The sequence below is a fragment of the Alteribacter aurantiacus DSM 18675 genome (assembly GCF_000429705.1).
Taxonomy (GTDB): Bacteria; Bacillota; Bacilli; order Bacillales; family Salisediminibacteriaceae; genus Alteribacter; species Alteribacter aurantiacus.
In genome coordinates this window covers 339,045-354,989 of record NZ_KE386941.1, presented here as the reverse complement: position 1 = coordinate 354,989, position 15,945 = coordinate 339,045, and the positions used below count along the sequence as shown (strand labels likewise).

Sequence of the window (15,945 nt, the reverse complement as noted above, 5' to 3'; positions counted from 1 at the left end):
TCGCGGTCACTACATGTGAATGAGGTATCTGAAATAAATATAAAAGCTTGAAATAATAAAGGATACAATGGCTGCTGGGCCTCCTATTTTCAAGAAGTCCATGTACGTAAAGGGTTGCTTCGCTTTAACAGCCATCCCTGCCACTATCACATTTGAACTAGCGCCAATGAGTGTCCCGTTCCCTCCAAGACAAGCACCTAAAGCCAGCGCCCACCATAGAGGATCAAGGTTTGTCATTCCATAATCCTGGAACTCAAGGATGACTGGAATCATAGCAGCAACGAAAGGAATATTGTCCACAAAACCCGACAAAAACCCTGAGACCCATAAAATCAACATCGCTGTCTTCGGGATGTCACCTTCCGTGTAATGAATAATTGAGCTTGCAATTTGATCGATTATACCAACTTCTTTTAAGCCTCCAACGAGCATGAACAATCCAACAAAGAAAAACAACGTTACCCATTCGATGGAGCGAAAGACTTCTTCGGCGTGTTGTTCATCGTGTGTTAAAAACATAAGCAATAGGGCTCCTGCCATCGCTACACTTGTTAACTCCACACTTAAAAGGGGTTGAAGTAAGAAACCGAGTGTGGTTATGGATAAAACGAGTAAAGATTTGACCAATAGCCGCTTGTGTTTTAAGAAAGCAGCTGGTCGAAGCTCCATAAGTGCGTTACGATCTTCCAGTGAAACATGAAGCTGGCCTCTATACAAAAATGTCACCCATGCCATAATCACAAGAAATATAAAAAGAACAACAGGACCTAAGTGGATCAGGAAGGCATTGAACGTGAGGTGTTCTACCGCTTGACCAATCATTAAGTTTGGAGGATCTCCAATGAGTGTTGCCGTACCACCAATATTTGACGCAAGAATGGTTGCAAGCAAATAGGGAATAGCCGATATCTTTAAGAGCTTCGTTAAGGTAAATACAATAGGTACGATCAACAAAACAGTTGTCACATTGTTTAAAAAAGCAGAGCCTACAGCTGTTAAGGTGGAAACCACCATAAGAAGCGGTAGCGGTCGCCCTTTAACCAAACGAGCAAGACTTATGGCTATACATTCAAATAAGCCACTTTGACTTGTGATTGACACCAGGATCATCATGGAGAGCAATAATACAATCGTGTGCCAATCAATATGTTCAATAAATGCGGTATTTAAATCGAGCACACCTGCAAAAAGCATGGCAACGCCACCTAAGCATGCCACGAGTGCCCGGTTATATTTTTCACTAATAATAAACACGTAGCTAATCACAAAGATCACAAACGTGAGTATAAGATCCATTCCAGACAGCCCCTTCCTCTTCTCCGTTCATTCTATGAGCGCAAGTGGACAATCATGTTTCAACTCAAAAATTGCTCGTCTATTTTTGTACAAGACGAATAGAATGAAATAAACGTGAATGAAAGAGGAGGTTGGAATAGATGGCACAGCGCCAGTTATTTTCAAGTGCTTTGTATGGGATCTTGGCCATATTAATTCTTGTATTAGCTTCAAGTTTTGTCGTTTCTCTTTTTTTACGGTTCAGTTCATTAGAGGAAAGTTCGGTAGCATGGTTCCTTGTCATTTTTTCATTTATCGCTGTCTTCATCGGGGGTTTTATCGCAGGGGGAAAAGCAAAACGAAAAGGTTGGCTTGTAGGGGCTACAACGGCGATTCTTTATTCCCTTATCATTTTCCTAGTTCAATTCCTTGGCTACAATCAAATGTTTGATTTGCAGCAATCCTTAATGCACGCGGGCTACACAGTAGCGAGTATGTTAGGAGGGATTGTTGGGGTCAACCTAGTCAGAGGTTCACGGGAAGATTAACACAAACTTTATAACAATCCTATCCTTTGTCAAAATAAAGAAACCAGCCCTCATTCAATGAGAAGCTGGTTTTTTACTGTATTAGTCTCTGTTAGTTACATCACGAACCGCTTGACGGTCGAATGTAAGTTTACTTCCATTATCAACAGCGACGATAATGCGGTCTTCATCAAGTGCATCAATCGTTCCGTGCATTCCGCCGATTGTGATGATCTTGTCACCTTTTTGAAGGGAAGAGTGCATTTGCTGAATCTTCTTCTGGCGTTTTTGCTGTGGACGGATCAAAAGAAAATAAAAGATCGCGAACATTAGTAGTAATGGTACAATAGCGCTTAACATTTCCATTTATTTTCACCCCTTTCAACTCATCGGGTCGTCTGTATTCATGCGTACATCAGAGTTGACTTTATTATCTAGTGTTGACTCTCCCGTACTATTGTAGACAAGTTTAGGTACCAAAATCAATGAAAACATGGAAAACACTCAAAAATGTTGAAAAAGGACCTAGTTTTCTAGAAGTTTTTAGCGTCTTTCTTATTAAAACCATAGCTTTCAAAAAACTCTTCCCTAAAATCAAGAAGGCGGTCTTCCCTAATTGCTTGTCTCACATTTTCCATTAAATTCACCAAGAAGTACAAATTGTGATAGCTTGTAAGCCTGAATCCAAACGTTTCATTCGCTTTAATCAAATGACGAATATAAGCTCTTGAATAGTTTTTACATACGTGACATTCACACTTTTCATCAAGTGGTCTAAAGTCACGGGCAAACTTAGCATTCCTTACAACGAGACGACCTTCACTTGTCATAAGTGTTCCATTTCTTGCAATTCTCGTGGGCAATACGCAGTCGAACATGTCCACACCTCGGATGGCACCATCAATTAATGAGTCCGGAGAACCTACGCCCATTAAATATCGAGGCTTGTCCTGTGGTAAGAGAGGAGTCGTAAATTCAAGAGCACGATTCATCACGTCTTTCGGCTCCCCCACGCTAAGGCCTCCAATGGCATACCCAGGGAAGTCGAGAGATACAAGGTCTTCTGCGCTTTGACGCCTCAAATCTTCATACTCTCCACCTTGAACGATCCCGAATAGACCTTGGTCTTCAGGACGTTTGTGTGCTTTTAGGCAACGCTCTGCCCAGCGCGATGTTCGTTCCACCGAGGCTTTCATATAGTCGTGTTCAGCTGGGTATGGGGGACACTCATCAAATGCCATCATAATATCGGGACCTAATGCGTTTTGAATCTCCATTGCCCCTTCAGGTGATAAGAACATCTTCTCACCGCTTAAATGATTACGAAATTCTACTCCTTCTTCCGTAATCTTGCGCATATCACTTAAACTGAACACTTGGAAGCCACCAGAGTCGGTCAAAATTGGCTTATCCCAATTCATAAATTTGTGAAGCCCACCTGCTTCTTTCACGATCTCATGACCTGGGCGAAGCCATAGGTGGTAGGTGTTACTAAGAATAATTTCGGCTCCGAGCTCTTTTAACTCGTCGGGGCTCATTGTTTTAACAGTAGCAAGGGTTCCTACAGGCATAAATACCGGTGTTTCAAATGAACCATGGGGAGTGTGAACACGCCCCAGTCTCGCTCCTGATTGTTTACATGTTTTAATATGTTCGTATGTGATTGGTGGCATTTCATTCACTTCCTTACGTTTTCCTTAAATCAAAAGCATCGCATCGCCAAAGCTGAAGAAACGATACTCTTCTTGTACGGCTTCGTTATACGCATTCATAATGTACTCACGACCAGCAAACGCACTTACGAGCATGACCAATGTCGACTTCGGGAGGTGAAAATTCGTAAGTAGGCCATCGAGTGCTCTAAACGTAAAGCCGGGGTAAATAAAGATATCCGTCCAGCCGGAACACGCTACAAACGTACCATCATGATCACGGGTGATCGTTTCAAGGGTTCTAGCTGATGTCGTACCTACAGCGATGATACGCCCCCCTTCTTCTTTCACATCTGTTAAGGTCCTGGCAGCATCTTCATCCATTTGATAAAACTCGGCGTGCATCTTGTGGGATTCCACGTCATCTACAGAAACAGGTCGAAACGTTCCCAAACCTACGTGAAGAGTGATGTTCACAATCTTCACTCCTTTTTCCTTTGCCTGCTTGAGTAATTCTTCAGTAAAATGAAGACCTGCAGTAGGAGCAGCCGCCGAACCACGATGCTTTGCGTAAACGGTTTGGTAACGCTCTTTTTCATCAAGTTGGGTTTGAATATATGGAGGCAAAGGCATTTGGCCAAGCTCGTCCAAGATTTCATGGAAAATGCCTTCAAATGAAAAGCGAATTTCCCTTCGTCCTTCCGAAAGCTCCTTTACACAAGTGCCCACAAGCTTCCCGTCTCCAAAACTTACTTTCGTTCCAACTTTTAGGCGCTTAGCTGGTTTTACGAGGGCTTCCCACGTGTGTTCACCATTTTCAGTTAAAAGGAGGACTTCAATCTTTGCCCCAGTCTCTTCTTTAATCCCAAGCAACCTAGCAGGAATGACACGAGTGTTATTGATTACGAGGGCATCTCCTTGCTTCAAATAACCTAACATATCTGTAAAATTCCGATGTTCAATCGAACCACTTTCTTTTTCCATCACAAGAAGACGTGATTCCGTTCTATCTTTTAGTGGTGTTTGTGCGATTAAACGTTCAGGAAGTTCAAAATCAAATTGTGAAACATCCATAACTTCGTACCTCTTCTTTCTTTACCAAAAAAATATGTGCCTACTTAGTATAGTAAAAACGAGACTAAACCGCCACTTTCTTTTCAAAAAGCTGTCTTCATCGATAAAGTAAAAAGTGAGGCCTGAAACTCTTGTAGCTGGGACGACCCTTCGCGCCATGGATAGCGTCGAATTCCCTGAGACTGAATAGCGATACATAAAGAAAGAACCCGGCATGACCGAGTCCGACTTTTATCTCATTCTACCGATAAAGTAAAAGAGTAATGACAAAACAATACTGATCACAATTGATGTAACAATTGGAAAGTAGACGGTCGTATTACCTCTTGTGAACAGAATATCTCCAGGCAACTTTCCCAGGTTGATAAACCTTCCACCCACTTGCCATATCAGTCCAACAATGATTAGAACAACTCCTAATGTAATCAGTAACTTTGGGATACTGCTAATCAAACGTCTGGCACCTCCAGGTTAAAATGATCATATACCTTGTACGTTACCATTCTGCCCCTTGGCGTTCGTTGTAAAAACCCAATTTGTAATAAATAAGGTTCGTACACATCTTCAATGGTGTGAGATTCTTCACCAATGGTAGCTGCAATTGTATCTAGACCAACAGGACCACCCTTAAATTTCTCGATCATTCCCAACAATAACTTGTGATCAATATGGTCCAGTCCTTCTTTATCAACTTGCAACAATTCCAACGCTTCATTTGTAATTTTGTCGTTGATACTCCCGTCAGAACGTACTTGAGCGAAATCCCGAACACGTCTTAACAACCTGTTCGCTATTCTCGGTGTTCCCCTCGAACGCCTGGCGATCTCTTTGCTTGCCTTTTTATCGATCGACGCATTCATCACATCAGCTGTTCTCGTGACAATTTCGGTCAACTCATCATGAGTGTAAAACTCCAGTCGACTCACTACGCCAAAGCGGTCCCGTAATGGAGCTGATAGCATCCCCGCTCGAGTCGTTGCTCCAACAAGAGTAAACGGCGGTAAATCAAGTCTAACCGACCTGGCGGAAGGACCTTTACCAATCACAATATCTAAGCAAAAGTCCTCCATTGCCGGGTATAGCACTTCTTCTACTGCTCGATTCAAACGGTGAATCTCGTCAATGAATAATACGTCACCTGGCTCAAGTGCAGTTAAGATCGCCGCTAAATCCCCCGGTCGTTCAATTGCAGGCCCTGACGTCGTACGGATATTCACGCCCATCTCATGGGAGATTATCGTAGCCAGTGTCGTTTTACCCAATCCAGGAGGTCCATACAACAACACGTGGTCGAGAGATTCTTCTCTCATTTTTGCAGCTTCAATGAACACGGTTAAGTTTTCTTTAACGGTTTGTTGTCCAATATATTGGGAAAGCCGCTGAGGCCTCAAGGATAGCTCTGCCCATTCTTCCTCTCTCTGCGTCTCTCCACTCACAATTCTGTCTTCCATACACATTTCCTCCGATCCCTCTCGTGGAGGCCACTGAAAAAGCACACTCGCCTTTTTCAGTGCCTTTATTTGAATGGCAATGGCTCCACTCGATTGCGCATCTGTTGCGAGAAAACCACTCATATCAGGCTTTTAAAAATGCAACCGTTACGGTCATTGCTTCGAAGGCATTGAAAAGGTTAAAGTCCGAACTTTTTCAGCGCCTACTCCTCGTGCGCACAGGAGCTAGACTTTGAGCATTAACTTCAACGCTTCTTTAATGTAACCGTCCGTTGTCATGTCTTTTTCTTTGAGTACAGGTAAAGCTCTGTTGATCTCTTTGTCTACATAACCTAGTGCTTTTAGAGCTTCCATCGCTTCATCCAACTCTTTGTTTCCTGCAAAACGTTTATGGCCAGCTTCATCCACAGGTTGACCATCATGATCAAGTAATGACGGCATCCACTCAGGAAGTTTTCCTTTAAGGTCAAGAATAATCTGACGGGCGGTCTTTTTACCCACACCCGGGAACTTGACCAAGAATTTTTCATCTTCCTCTTCAATGGCTTGAACAACGCGCTCCGGAGCTCCTGATGCAAGGATGGCAAGAGCCCCTTTCGGACCGATACCTGACACTTGCAGAAGCTTTTCAAAAAGTCTTCTTTCATCCCGATTATGAAAGCCAAACAGCTTTAGGGCATCTTCTCGAACATGCTGGTATGTATATATGGTAATCGATTCACCCTCATTTTTTTGAAAGCTAAACGGGTTTGCACAATAAACGAGATAACCGATCCCATTTACATCAATAACAATGTATTCTGTATCAATATAGCTTACTTTTCCATTAATAAATTCAATCACGATATCTCTCCCCATGCGAACATATATACTTATTTTAGCATACATACGAACAAAGAGGGACTAAAAAAACAGTACCCACTTTGGTGGGCACTGTTTAAACCGCTAATGTCACACTCAATATATTTTTATGAAGGGAACGTTCTTTTATAGGCCCTTCTTCGCGTACTTTTCATACATTTGGATGACATCCAAGTATTGGTCTTTGGAAGAGACCGGAATCCCATTTCTTAATTCGGTTTCTGACTGGCTTTTTAATCGATCTGTGTTTATTTGAAAAAAGGATTGAATCACGTCATTTTCCTCAGGCTTGCCGTTAAAGATACTCAATGTCCCTTCTTCTGACAACCCGAAGTAGCCGTTTAGTTTTAATAGGGGGGAAATGTCATTCACATCTTGTTTAAAAACGACCTTATCAGAAGATTGGCCAACAAGCTGCCAGTTGCTATAAAATGCCCAGAAATCTTCCATTGACCAAATAACCTCTTCTACCGTTTCCTCACTGACCTCCCCATCAAGATATTCCCGTTGTAAAATAACTTCCATCGTCAAAGGACCAGTTACCTCATACGCACCACCTTCTTGAACTTCTTTTGCTTCTGTGGTGGGTTGGTGCGTGAACAGACCAAGGAAGAATAGACCTACAACCAAGGCTAAGATCATTTTGGTATTATGTAAATTCAGTGTTTTAAGCATAGAAGCCTCCTAAATAGACAAATTAAGTGAAAACTACAATGGGCACAAAAAAGCCCACCCCGTAGCTACACTTAGTGTTTCCAAGGGTGGAACCTTTTATCCGCTTTACTCTTGTAATTCCATATTGTGATAGACACTTTGGACGTCATCACTATCTTCAAGTGCTTCAATAAGTTGCAACACTTCTTGTGCCTTCTCTCCGGTTAAAGCCGTCTTCATGTTAGGAATCATGGCAAGTTCAGACTCTTCAATCGCAACTCCTTCTCTTTCGAGTGCTTCGATCACTTTTGATTAGGCTTCCACATCTGTTACCACTTCCACGTGTCCTTTATGCTCAATCACATCTTCCGCTCCACTATCGATCGCAATCAAAGTAACATCTTCATTGTTATCGGTTTCAACGACAAGATAACCTTTTCTTTCAAACAGAAACGCTACGCAACCACTTTCCCCTAGGTTGCCTCCATTTTTGTTAAAGGCAAGTCGTACTTCTGCTGGCCCTTCTACATATATGGCTACACCGTTTGGCCCATAACCCTCATACGTGATTTGATCATATGTAACCCCATCTACATTTCCTGTCGCTTTCTTTATCGTTCTTTCTATGTTCTCATTTGGCACATTTGCCGCTTTCGCATTGGCTAATGCAGACTTTAAGGCATCATTAGTGGCAGGGTCCTCTCCACCGTTACGCACTGCCGTAAATATTTCTTTTGAAATTTTGGTAAAGATTTTTCCTCGCTTCGCATCCTGTCTACCTTTGCGATGCTTGATGTTCGACCACTTTGAATGACCGGCCATTATTCTCCCCCCTAAAAATATTTACCTAAATTATAAAGGAGATCGTAAAAAGAAAAAATAAAAGAGGCAAATTGCAAAAAGCAATCTGCCTCCATCCATATTATCGTGAACGTTGGAACGGTCGTTGAATGGCTCTTCCAAGATCTTGAACCATGTCATTAAACGTAGCGCCCACTTCTTCAAATGGCTCTCCCGCACGAAGGCGATCGTCCATTGTACGGACTTGATCAAGCTGTTCACGATCTGTTACAACGTAAACATCGAAATCATCGTCCATGTTTGAAACCAGCTTGCGAACTTTTTGCTCAGTACGTTGGCTGTCGCCGTGTGTGTCAAGACCGACAACAACATCATTACCGTTAACAATAACTCGGCAATCATCTACATTGTCCATATCTTCTACACGATTGGCAATACGACGGGCTTTGTGTCCTTCTTCTCCATCATAGTACCCAGAGTAACGGTTCCCAAGACCTCTTTGGTTCTTAGTTGAGAAACGTTGGTGATTATCATAACCACCCAAACGGTTACCTCGAGCTTGGAATCGATTTAGGACTCCATTGTTATCAACGTATCCAGCACGGTCATTACCAACAATTCCTCGACCTTGCCCCTGCATACCACCGCGACGGTTCATGCCAAGAAAACCTGTATTACGCCCATCCGTTCCTCTTGCACGAGTTTTGTACCCAGTCATCGGATTTCCGTAATTAGCTGCTCTGTTGCCATAGCGCTCTGTTTCACGCCCACGATTCATCCCATAGTTTTTATAACCATAGTTCTGACCGTAGTAGCTTCCAGTCATACCTTGACGACGATTCATATAACCAGCGTCTTGTCCGGTAGTACGGTTATTGTACCCCCGTGTGAAAAAGCCCTCCTGGTCACCTTCTTCGTTCATATCACCACCACAACCTGTAAGACCTACAACAAGCATTACAGCCGCCGTTAAGCTCATAAACCATTTCTTCATATTTGTAACCCTCCTTTCACCATATAGGATGTGGTGGTTGAGGAGAATTGATTCTGTTAGTTAAAGGAAACCGCGCCATTACCTTGAACAAATTAGATGTCATTAAAAGGATGAATAAACACCTGTTTTTGAACATAAAAAAAGGAACCCATAGAGCATGTTAATGAGCTCAATGAGTACCTTTTTAATCGTCGATTAATCTTCGTTTTCTTGTGCTTGGTTCCATCCTTGATAATACAATGGTTGGCGCATTTGGTAACCATTCATTCCACTATGGGCAACATACCCGTACGGATTCTGCATAAACGATTGCATCTGTTGGGGTTGAAACTGTTGCTCAGTCAGATCCCCATACATATGTGCCATATCTCCTGGTTGGTATAAACCAGATAGGTCAGCTTCATTCATCTCAAAATCATCATCATTCATAAGGTCGTCGTGATTCATCATCATGTTTTCATGCATCATCATATTTGGCATCATTTGCTGGCCCATCACTTGCGGCATCATTTGGTTTGGCATCATCATATTTGGCATCATTTGATTTGGTTGCATCTGCGCTCCCATCACTTGTGGCATCATCCCACCTTGACACGCACATCCTGGCATGACGGGACTGATCGGATATGGATAACAATGATGGTGAGGCATCATTTGTTGACCCATCACTTGTGGCATCATCTGCTGCCCCATCACTTGCGGAATCATTTGATTTGGTTGCATCTCCATTCCCATGACTTGCTGAGGCATCATTTGGTTTGGTTGCATCTGAGCCCCCATCACTTGCCCTGGCATCATTTGATTCGGCTGCATCTGAGCTCCCATAACTTGCCCTGGCATCATTTGATTCGGCTGCATTTGAGCTCCCATTACTTGCCCTGGCATCATTTGATTCGGCTGCATTTGAGCTCCCATTACTTGCCCTGGCATCATTTGATTCGGGCTTGCTTTTTGAGCCTGATCGCCTTTCATTGTTTTAGGCGCTTGTTGCGCAGCTACTTGAGGTTGTTGCTTTGGCTGTTGTTTCGGCTGTTGCTTCGGTTGCATTTTAGGTTGCTGCTTTGGTTGCATTTTAGGTTGTTGCTTTGGCTGCTGTTTTGGAGGAGCTTTCTTAGGCTCTTCCTTGGCAGCAGGAGCTACTTTTTTTGGCTCCTCTTTAGGTTTTGGCATTTTAGGTGGAGCGGCAGCTTTCGGAAATTCTTTTTTAGGTTCCGGTTTTTGTTTGTAGAAATTAAAATTCATCTTCTGTTGTAGCTTATAAGAAGGCTGTGGCGGCGGTGCTGCTTTCGCTACAGGAGCTTCCTTTTCTTCTTTGATTGAAGGCGGCTTTACTTGAGGTGCAACAGGTTCTTCCTTTGGCTTTGGTGCCTCTTTTACTACAGGCGCTTCCTTGGCTATCGGTGCTTCTTTTGCAGCGGCAACAGGTTGTTCCTTTGCGGCACCGGCGACTTTGGCTTGAACACCATTAGACGGCACCTTAATTTTCATTCCCGGCATAATTAAATCCGGATTGGATAAGTGACTATTTGCAGCTTTTAACTCTTCGAAGTTTACACCGTACTTTTGCGATAGCTTCCAGAGTGTATCACCTTTTTGAACAATGTGTATTTTCACTTTCCGTGATCCCTCCCAAACGTTTTCTTTACATCCTATGCAAGGATGGGCGAATGGTCACTTTATCCCGTCACAACCGTACAGTTCCTTTCATCACAATTTATGATAAAAAAACAAGATGTATAACAAGAAGAACAAAAGTGCCATTTTTCTCCCCATGAAAAAATAAGTTCAACTCAACTGAAGCGCATTTACGCGCACAACAAAAGAGTGTCATGAAATAGAAAAAAGGACGCCCAAACGGAGCATCCTCTTATATTCATGGCAAACCATATTATTTTGTGATCTTTAAGTAACATGTATAGCTACCCAAGACGGATACCTTACACCCAAGAGCTTCAATTTCTTTGATTGCACCTGGAACAAGTACATCATCGAGCTCGTTTTCAACATCTATAATAAAGAAATAATTTCCGATCCCGGTTTTCATCGGCCGAGATTCAATTTTAGTAAGATTAAGTTTTCTCCAAGAAAACGCGGACAATACTTGATGAAGAGCTCCAGAATGGTCTTCGGGTAAAGTGACCATAAGTGTCGTCTTTACGCCGGTTTCATGACAAGAACTCGTTACTTCCTTTGTGGCTTTTTCATTTGATAAAGCTACAAATCGTGTGTGGTTGTTTTGATAATCGTTGATTTTCCTGCCTACAATTTCTAATCCATAAATAGAAGCCGCACCTTCATTAGCAATCGCCGCCATAGGTTCATCCGGGTGGTCTCGAACAAGTTTGGCCGCCGCTGCAGTGGAACTAATATGTTCTACCTTTGCTGTAGGCAAGTGATTTCTTACAAACAGATGACATTGTGCCACCGCATGGGGGTGGGAGAATACGTTTGTAATTTCATCCTTCCAGCTCTCTTTATATTTCTTGTGTACCATCAGATGTTGATCGATTGGTAAGGTGAGTTCCTTAATCATATCCAATCTTTGATAATGCAAAATGTAATCCAATGTAATATTGACCGATCCCTCAATGGTATTCTCCAGAGGAACAACCGCAATATCAATATGGTTTTCTTTAGCAGCATCAATCGTATCCGGTATTGTCGGAAATGGGATATGGACTGCTCCCGGATAGAGTGTTTCGCATGCCACGTGTGAAAATGAGCCCTCTGGCCCCAGGTAACCCAGTTTTCTTGTCATTTTCAATGCCACCTTTTGCTTTCCATTCATTTCAGTACTTTGTTATCTAATGTCCGACAAGTGAAACAGATTTCTGACGTTATTGCCACTATGTCCCGGAACCAATGACTTCCACTCTCTCAATGTATTCAAGCGTTTCAATCCGATAAACTAAGCGGTTGATATTTGAGGTCATGGAAGCTGTTTCGATTGAGACGGTTAAGTTCGCTCGTCCTTGAAGGGGGATTGTCTGATTTATCGTTAAAACATTGCCCTTTTCCTCTGCAATGATAGCAAGTAGTTTGGAGAGTGCCCCTGATCGGTCTTCCAAGTGGATGGAAAGAGTAACGATTTTCTCTTTTACCATTGTGTGAAAAGGGAAAATACCGTCTTTGTATTTATAGAAAGCACTTCTGCTCATATCCAAAACTTCGGCAGCTTCACTTACATTTGCCACTTTTCCACTCTCGATCAGCTTTTTCGCTTCGACGGTTTTCAGCATTGCTTCTGAGAGCATGTCTTCTCTAACCAAATAAAAATTCTCGGTTTTTCTTTTCATCAATGTCACCACCTTTTCATATAAACGAGGGAATTGTTCTATATAATTACGTTATTTTACCAGTGTCAATATCTGAAGATCAACTACATATTACAATACACAAAAGGGACTGCCAAATAGCAGCCCTCTAATGTATTTATTCAACAAATTCGAATTCGTATCGAAGGATTCGAACAGTATCACCGTTTTCGGCACCTTTTTCCCTTAATGCATCATCAATACCCATCTGACGCATTTTACGAGAGAATCGGCGGACCGAATCATAACGATTAAAGTCGGTCATCTTAAATGCCATTTCAATATCAGCACCTTCAACAATATACGCTCCATCATCATCTCGCGTAATCTTGAATGGCGCTTCTTGCTTCTCGTACTTATAAAGAACGCGTTGTTCTTGCTCTTCCTCATCATATAGAGGGAACTCGCCTGTTGTTTCAATCTTATCCACAATGGCATGCAGAAGGTCTCTAAGTCCTTTTTTCGTAACAGCCGAGATTGGGAAGATCTGTACATCTTCGCCTACTTGTTCACGGAAGGCAGCTAGATTCTCAACTGATTCCGGAATATCCATTTTATTCGCTACAACGATTTGAGGACGCTCTGTCAAACGCATCTTGTATTGTTTTAGCTCTTCGTTTATTGTCACATAGTCTTCATACGGATCTCGCCCTTCGAGACCGGACATGTCGATAACGTGAACGATAACTCTTGTTCGTTCAATATGACGTAGGAATTGATGTCCTAGACCCACTCCAGAATGGGCACCTTCAATAAGGCCTGGAAGGTCAGCCATAACGAAACTTCTAGAATCGTCAGTCTCAACAACACCTAAGTTCGGAGCGAGTGTTGTAAAGTGATAATCGGCAATCTTTGGTTTAGCGGCTGATACAACGCTTAATAGCGTACTTTTACCGACACTTGGAAAGCCGACAAGACCAGCATCAGCAAGAACCTTCAATTCAAGCGTAAGGTTTTTCTCTTGACCCGGCTGTCCATTTTCCGCGTGTTCCGGTGCTGGATTTGCAGGTGTAGCAAACCTGGAGTTTCCACGACCACCGCGTCCACCTTTTACAACAACATGGGTTTGCCCTTCTTCTGTAAGGTCAGCTAAGACTTTCCCAGTGTCTTCGTCAATGACTGTTGTTCCTGGTGGTACACGTACGATCATTTCTTTCCCACCGCGACCATGCTGGTTTTTCGGGCGTCCATTCTCCCCGCGCTCAGCTTTGAAATGGCGTTGATAACGAAAATCCATCAGTGTACGAAGGCCTTCATCAACAACGAACGTCACGTCAGCACCACGCCCACCGTCACCACCTGCCGGACCACCATCCGGGATATACTTTTCACGGCGGTATGCAACAATACCGTTCCCGCCATCTCCTGCTTTAACAAAAATATTAACCTTATCTACAAACATTCTGATTCACCTCTAAATTATTCGAAGCCGCTAATCATTTATAAAATGGAGTCTAACGAAACATTCTTCCTGTCCCATAGACACTTCTTGAATTTCCACTTGTCCCGTTGAAACGATGGTACTTTCTAGATCGTTTAAAGAAACAGACTCAATCATCAGTTTACCCTGAAAATCAAACTCAATTACAGGATGCCCTCTTGATTCGTTTAAAACAAAAAGAAGGTGGTTGTCCGCACCATAATAGCAATGGCGGTCAAACCACTCTAATAAACGTTCAGTAACCATGAGGATCTGTTTCTCTCTCGTATGAAGCTCATGTGGTTCTGTAATCACTTCAAAACTCAAGCGAAAATTATGTGCCTCCCAGTTATACGTGAGCAATCGCTCTGCCAGGAGGTTTCCATTAATATTTGATAACTTGCTTTCATTCTTGGCTTGTTGGATAATTTCATCGAGTAAAACCTCTACCCGCTCAGTTTTTCCTAAAGCCAGATTTCCTTTTATTAGTTGCAAATGATTCAGCCAGTCGTGCCGATAGTGTCTTAAAAGCTCGACCGGTTCCCAATCTTTAGTCACAAAAACAACACTCCTACTGAAGCGTAATCAATTCAGTATCCCATTTACCATTTTCAAGACTACACTTAATCATAGCATAAGACTTTTCAAAAAACACGTCTTTCCTATGCTTCATTCTGAAGGTAGACAAATTTCAAACGTCGTTTTTTCATTTTCAGACACACATTTCAATGAACCATTATGTTTATCTATAATCTGTTTGCAAACACTGAGGCCTAATCCCTTCCCCAATTCCTTCGTACTCACAAAAGGGTCAAAGATCGTTTCCATCAAATAATCCGGTATTTTAGGTCCATTATTCTCAATAAATATTTTGTTGTGTCCTTCGTTAAGTTCTGCTCGAATCAAAATCGTGCGTGTATGTTCAACATACATCAATGCATCGACAGCATTATGGATGATTTTCATAACAGCAAGCCTTAATTGCTCTTCCGACCCCTTCGTAATTAAATTATCGGAAATCTCAAGCGTAAGTCTGATATCGTTTTCAGAGCACACTGGTCGAAACGCTTCTGTTACAGATAACAACAAGTGATGAAACCAAATGGTCTCAGAATGAGTGTCTTGATGATTTTTTGTATTTGATAGCATTAAAAATTGATTAACATTCTCTTCTAATCCTTCAATTTCGTTATGAATATATTCAATGTACGTCTTCTCCTGCATATGTTCAGGCATTCTTCTTTCCAATAGCTGAACAAATCCCTTGATTGAAGTAAGGGGGTTTCTGAACTCATGAGCAAAGCTCGTAGAGATCCGGTCTAAAATTTCCAGTCGATCTTCTTCCAACGAAAACAGCAGTTCATCTTTTTTCTTTATTTGTTCATCAGAAACCTGAGCTGTGTGAATACAAATGTGTTTTTGCATATGCAAGAAAAATTCATTAAGACGCACCAATGATTTGCTTTGATCCTCTTTGTCTATTGATAAGTCCTTTATATAATCAGACACAACGAGTCTAATCTCATCAATTGAATTTAGGAATTCTTCGAAATTAACTCCCTTATTCGATCGGAAATTTGCCACATCTCGACCATAAGCCGCTAAGTCAAAGTCCGAGCGTCCGTCCAAGTATCCGGTCATGGTGTCAAAAAGTTCTGATAATTTGTTTTGTGCACGGGCGTTTTGGGCATGCCGGGAATAAGGTAGTTTTACTAACACAGACTTTAAAATACTTCTCTTTTCATTAGCCAGCAGCGAGACAATTTGATTTGTATTTTTGCATTTTGTGTCCATGACTAATCCCCTTATTTTTTTTACCTTTACTAAGTATAAGGGAAATTACTACCCTTGTCCCTCTGAATTTACCGACAAATCAACACGACCTTCCTCAATTTTCGACCCATTACGCGTATATACGACAC

At 42.1% G+C, this 15,945-nt stretch carries 16 protein-coding genes and 1 pseudogene; 1 reads left to right on the top strand and 16 read right to left on the bottom strand.

Annotated elements, in window-relative coordinates; genetic code table 11:
- Positions 1–9: 9 nt before the first annotated feature.
- Positions 10–1,296: an ArsB/NhaD family transporter gene (locus tag G476_RS0104895; protein ID WP_026689096.1), complete on the bottom strand. Its 1,287-nt coding sequence runs from the start codon at positions 1,294–1,296 to the stop codon at positions 10–12.
- 140 nt (positions 1,297–1,436) lie between these two features.
- Here G476_RS0104895 and G476_RS0104890 point away from each other — a divergent pair, with 140 nt between their 5' ends.
- The gene (locus G476_RS0104890; protein WP_026689095.1) at positions 1,437–1,823 is read left to right on the top strand and encodes a TIGR04086 family membrane protein; all 387 of its coding nucleotides are present in this window, start codon (positions 1,437–1,439) and stop codon (positions 1,821–1,823) included.
- Positions 1,824–1,904: 81 nt separating this feature from the next.
- On the opposite strand, the gene yajC is transcribed toward G476_RS0104890, so the two are convergent.
- From yajC to G476_RS0104815, 15 genes and pseudogenes are all read right to left on the bottom strand, one after another.
- Positions 1,905–2,168: a preprotein translocase subunit YajC gene (yajC, locus tag G476_RS0104885; protein WP_026689094.1), complete on the bottom strand. Its 264-nt coding sequence runs from the start codon at positions 2,166–2,168 to the stop codon at positions 1,905–1,907.
- 167 nt (positions 2,169–2,335) lie between these two features.
- Positions 2,336–3,475, bottom strand: coding sequence for a tRNA guanosine(34) transglycosylase Tgt (gene tgt / locus G476_RS0104880; protein WP_026689093.1), 1,140 nt, complete (start codon positions 3,473–3,475; stop codon positions 2,336–2,338).
- 24 nt (positions 3,476–3,499) lie between these two features.
- Positions 3,500–4,528: a tRNA preQ1(34) S-adenosylmethionine ribosyltransferase-isomerase QueA gene (gene queA / locus G476_RS0104875; RefSeq protein ID WP_026689092.1), complete on the bottom strand. Its 1,029-nt coding sequence runs from the start codon at positions 4,526–4,528 to the stop codon at positions 3,500–3,502.
- 231 nt (positions 4,529–4,759) lie between these two features.
- Positions 4,760–4,978, bottom strand: a complete 219-nt coding sequence (locus G476_RS0104870) for a DUF2905 domain-containing protein (RefSeq protein WP_026689091.1) — start codon at positions 4,976–4,978, stop codon at positions 4,760–4,762.
- A complete protein-coding gene (ruvB, locus tag G476_RS0104865) occupies positions 4,978–5,979 on the bottom strand; it encodes a Holliday junction branch migration DNA helicase RuvB (RefSeq protein ID WP_026689090.1) in 1,002 nt (333 codons plus the stop codon). The genes G476_RS0104870 and ruvB overlap by 1 nt, the downstream gene beginning before the upstream one ends.
- A gap of 225 nt (positions 5,980–6,204) precedes the next feature.
- On the bottom strand, positions 6,205–6,822 hold the full coding sequence (ruvA, locus tag G476_RS0104860) for a Holliday junction branch migration protein RuvA (RefSeq protein ID WP_026689089.1): 618 nt from the start codon (positions 6,820–6,822) through the stop codon (positions 6,205–6,207).
- Between the two features lie 144 nt (positions 6,823–6,966).
- Positions 6,967–7,515, bottom strand: coding sequence for a BofC C-terminal domain-containing protein (locus G476_RS0104855; protein WP_026689088.1), 549 nt, complete (start codon positions 7,513–7,515; stop codon positions 6,967–6,969).
- 105 nt (positions 7,516–7,620) lie between these two features.
- Positions 7,621–8,316, bottom strand: a pseudogene (locus tag G476_RS21285) (YebC/PmpR family DNA-binding transcriptional regulator).
- Between the two features lie 100 nt (positions 8,317–8,416).
- Positions 8,417–9,289 (bottom strand): YhcN/YlaJ family sporulation lipoprotein, encoded by an 873-nt coding sequence (locus G476_RS0104845; protein WP_026689087.1) that lies wholly within the window; start codon positions 9,287–9,289, stop codon positions 8,417–8,419.
- A 195-nt stretch (positions 9,290–9,484) separates the two neighbouring features.
- A complete protein-coding gene (safA, locus tag G476_RS24005; RefSeq protein WP_051314661.1) occupies positions 9,485–10,903 on the bottom strand; it encodes a SafA/ExsA family spore coat assembly protein in 1,419 nt (472 codons plus the stop codon).
- A gap of 274 nt (positions 10,904–11,177) precedes the next feature.
- A complete protein-coding gene (gene pheA, locus G476_RS0104835) occupies positions 11,178–12,047 on the bottom strand; it encodes a prephenate dehydratase (RefSeq protein ID WP_026689086.1) in 870 nt (289 codons plus the stop codon).
- An 88-nt stretch (positions 12,048–12,135) separates the two neighbouring features.
- Entirely contained in the window at positions 12,136–12,585 is a 450-nt protein-coding gene (locus G476_RS0104830) for an ACT domain-containing protein (RefSeq protein ID WP_026689085.1), read from the bottom strand.
- Between the two features lie 136 nt (positions 12,586–12,721).
- Positions 12,722–14,005 carry a GTPase ObgE gene (obgE, locus tag G476_RS0104825; RefSeq protein ID WP_026689084.1) on the bottom strand — a complete coding sequence of 428 codons (1,284 nt, stop codon included), beginning with the start codon at positions 14,003–14,005 and terminating at the stop codon, positions 12,722–12,724.
- Positions 14,006–14,035: 30 nt separating this feature from the next.
- The gene (locus tag G476_RS21275) at positions 14,036–14,581 is read right to left on the bottom strand and encodes a Spo0B C-terminal domain-containing protein (protein WP_051314660.1); all 546 of its coding nucleotides are present in this window, start codon (positions 14,579–14,581) and stop codon (positions 14,036–14,038) included.
- A gap of 111 nt (positions 14,582–14,692) precedes the next feature.
- Entirely contained in the window at positions 14,693–15,817 is a 1,125-nt protein-coding gene (locus G476_RS0104815) for a sensor histidine kinase (RefSeq protein ID WP_026689083.1), read from the bottom strand.
- Positions 15,818–15,945 lie beyond the last annotated feature (128 nt).

Coding starts and splice junctions, on each gene's coding strand:
- G476_RS0104855 (WP_026689088.1), bottom strand. CDS start 7,515: ATGCTTAAAACACTGAATTTACATAATACCAAAATGATCTTAGCCTTG.
- yajC (WP_026689094.1), bottom strand. CDS start 2,168: ATGGAAATGTTAAGCGCTATTGTACCATTACTACTAATGTTCGCGATC.
- pheA (WP_026689086.1), bottom strand. CDS start 12,047: ATGACAAGAAAACTGGGTTACCTGGGGCCAGAGGGCTCATTTTCACAC.
- queA (WP_026689092.1), bottom strand. CDS start 4,528: ATGGATGTTTCACAATTTGATTTTGAACTTCCTGAACGTTTAATCGCA.
- G476_RS0104890 (WP_026689095.1), top strand. CDS start 1,437: ATGGCACAGCGCCAGTTATTTTCAAGTGCTTTGTATGGGATCTTGGCC.
- ruvB (WP_026689090.1), bottom strand. CDS start 5,979: ATGGAAGACAGAATTGTGAGTGGAGAGACGCAGAGAGAGGAAGAATGG.
- G476_RS0104895 (WP_026689096.1), bottom strand. CDS start 1,296: ATGGATCTTATACTCACGTTTGTGATCTTTGTGATTAGCTACGTGTTT.
- obgE (WP_026689084.1), bottom strand. CDS start 14,005: ATGTTTGTAGATAAGGTTAATATTTTTGTTAAAGCAGGAGATGGCGGG.
- tgt (WP_026689093.1), bottom strand. CDS start 3,475: ATGCCACCAATCACATACGAACATATTAAAACATGTAAACAATCAGGA.
- G476_RS0104830 (WP_026689085.1), bottom strand. CDS start 12,585: ATGAAAAGAAAAACCGAGAATTTTTATTTGGTTAGAGAAGACATGCTC.
- G476_RS0104845 (WP_026689087.1), bottom strand. CDS start 9,289: ATGAAGAAATGGTTTATGAGCTTAACGGCGGCTGTAATGCTTGTTGTA.
- G476_RS0104815 (WP_026689083.1), bottom strand. CDS start 15,817: ATGGACACAAAATGCAAAAATACAAATCAAATTGTCTCGCTGCTGGCT.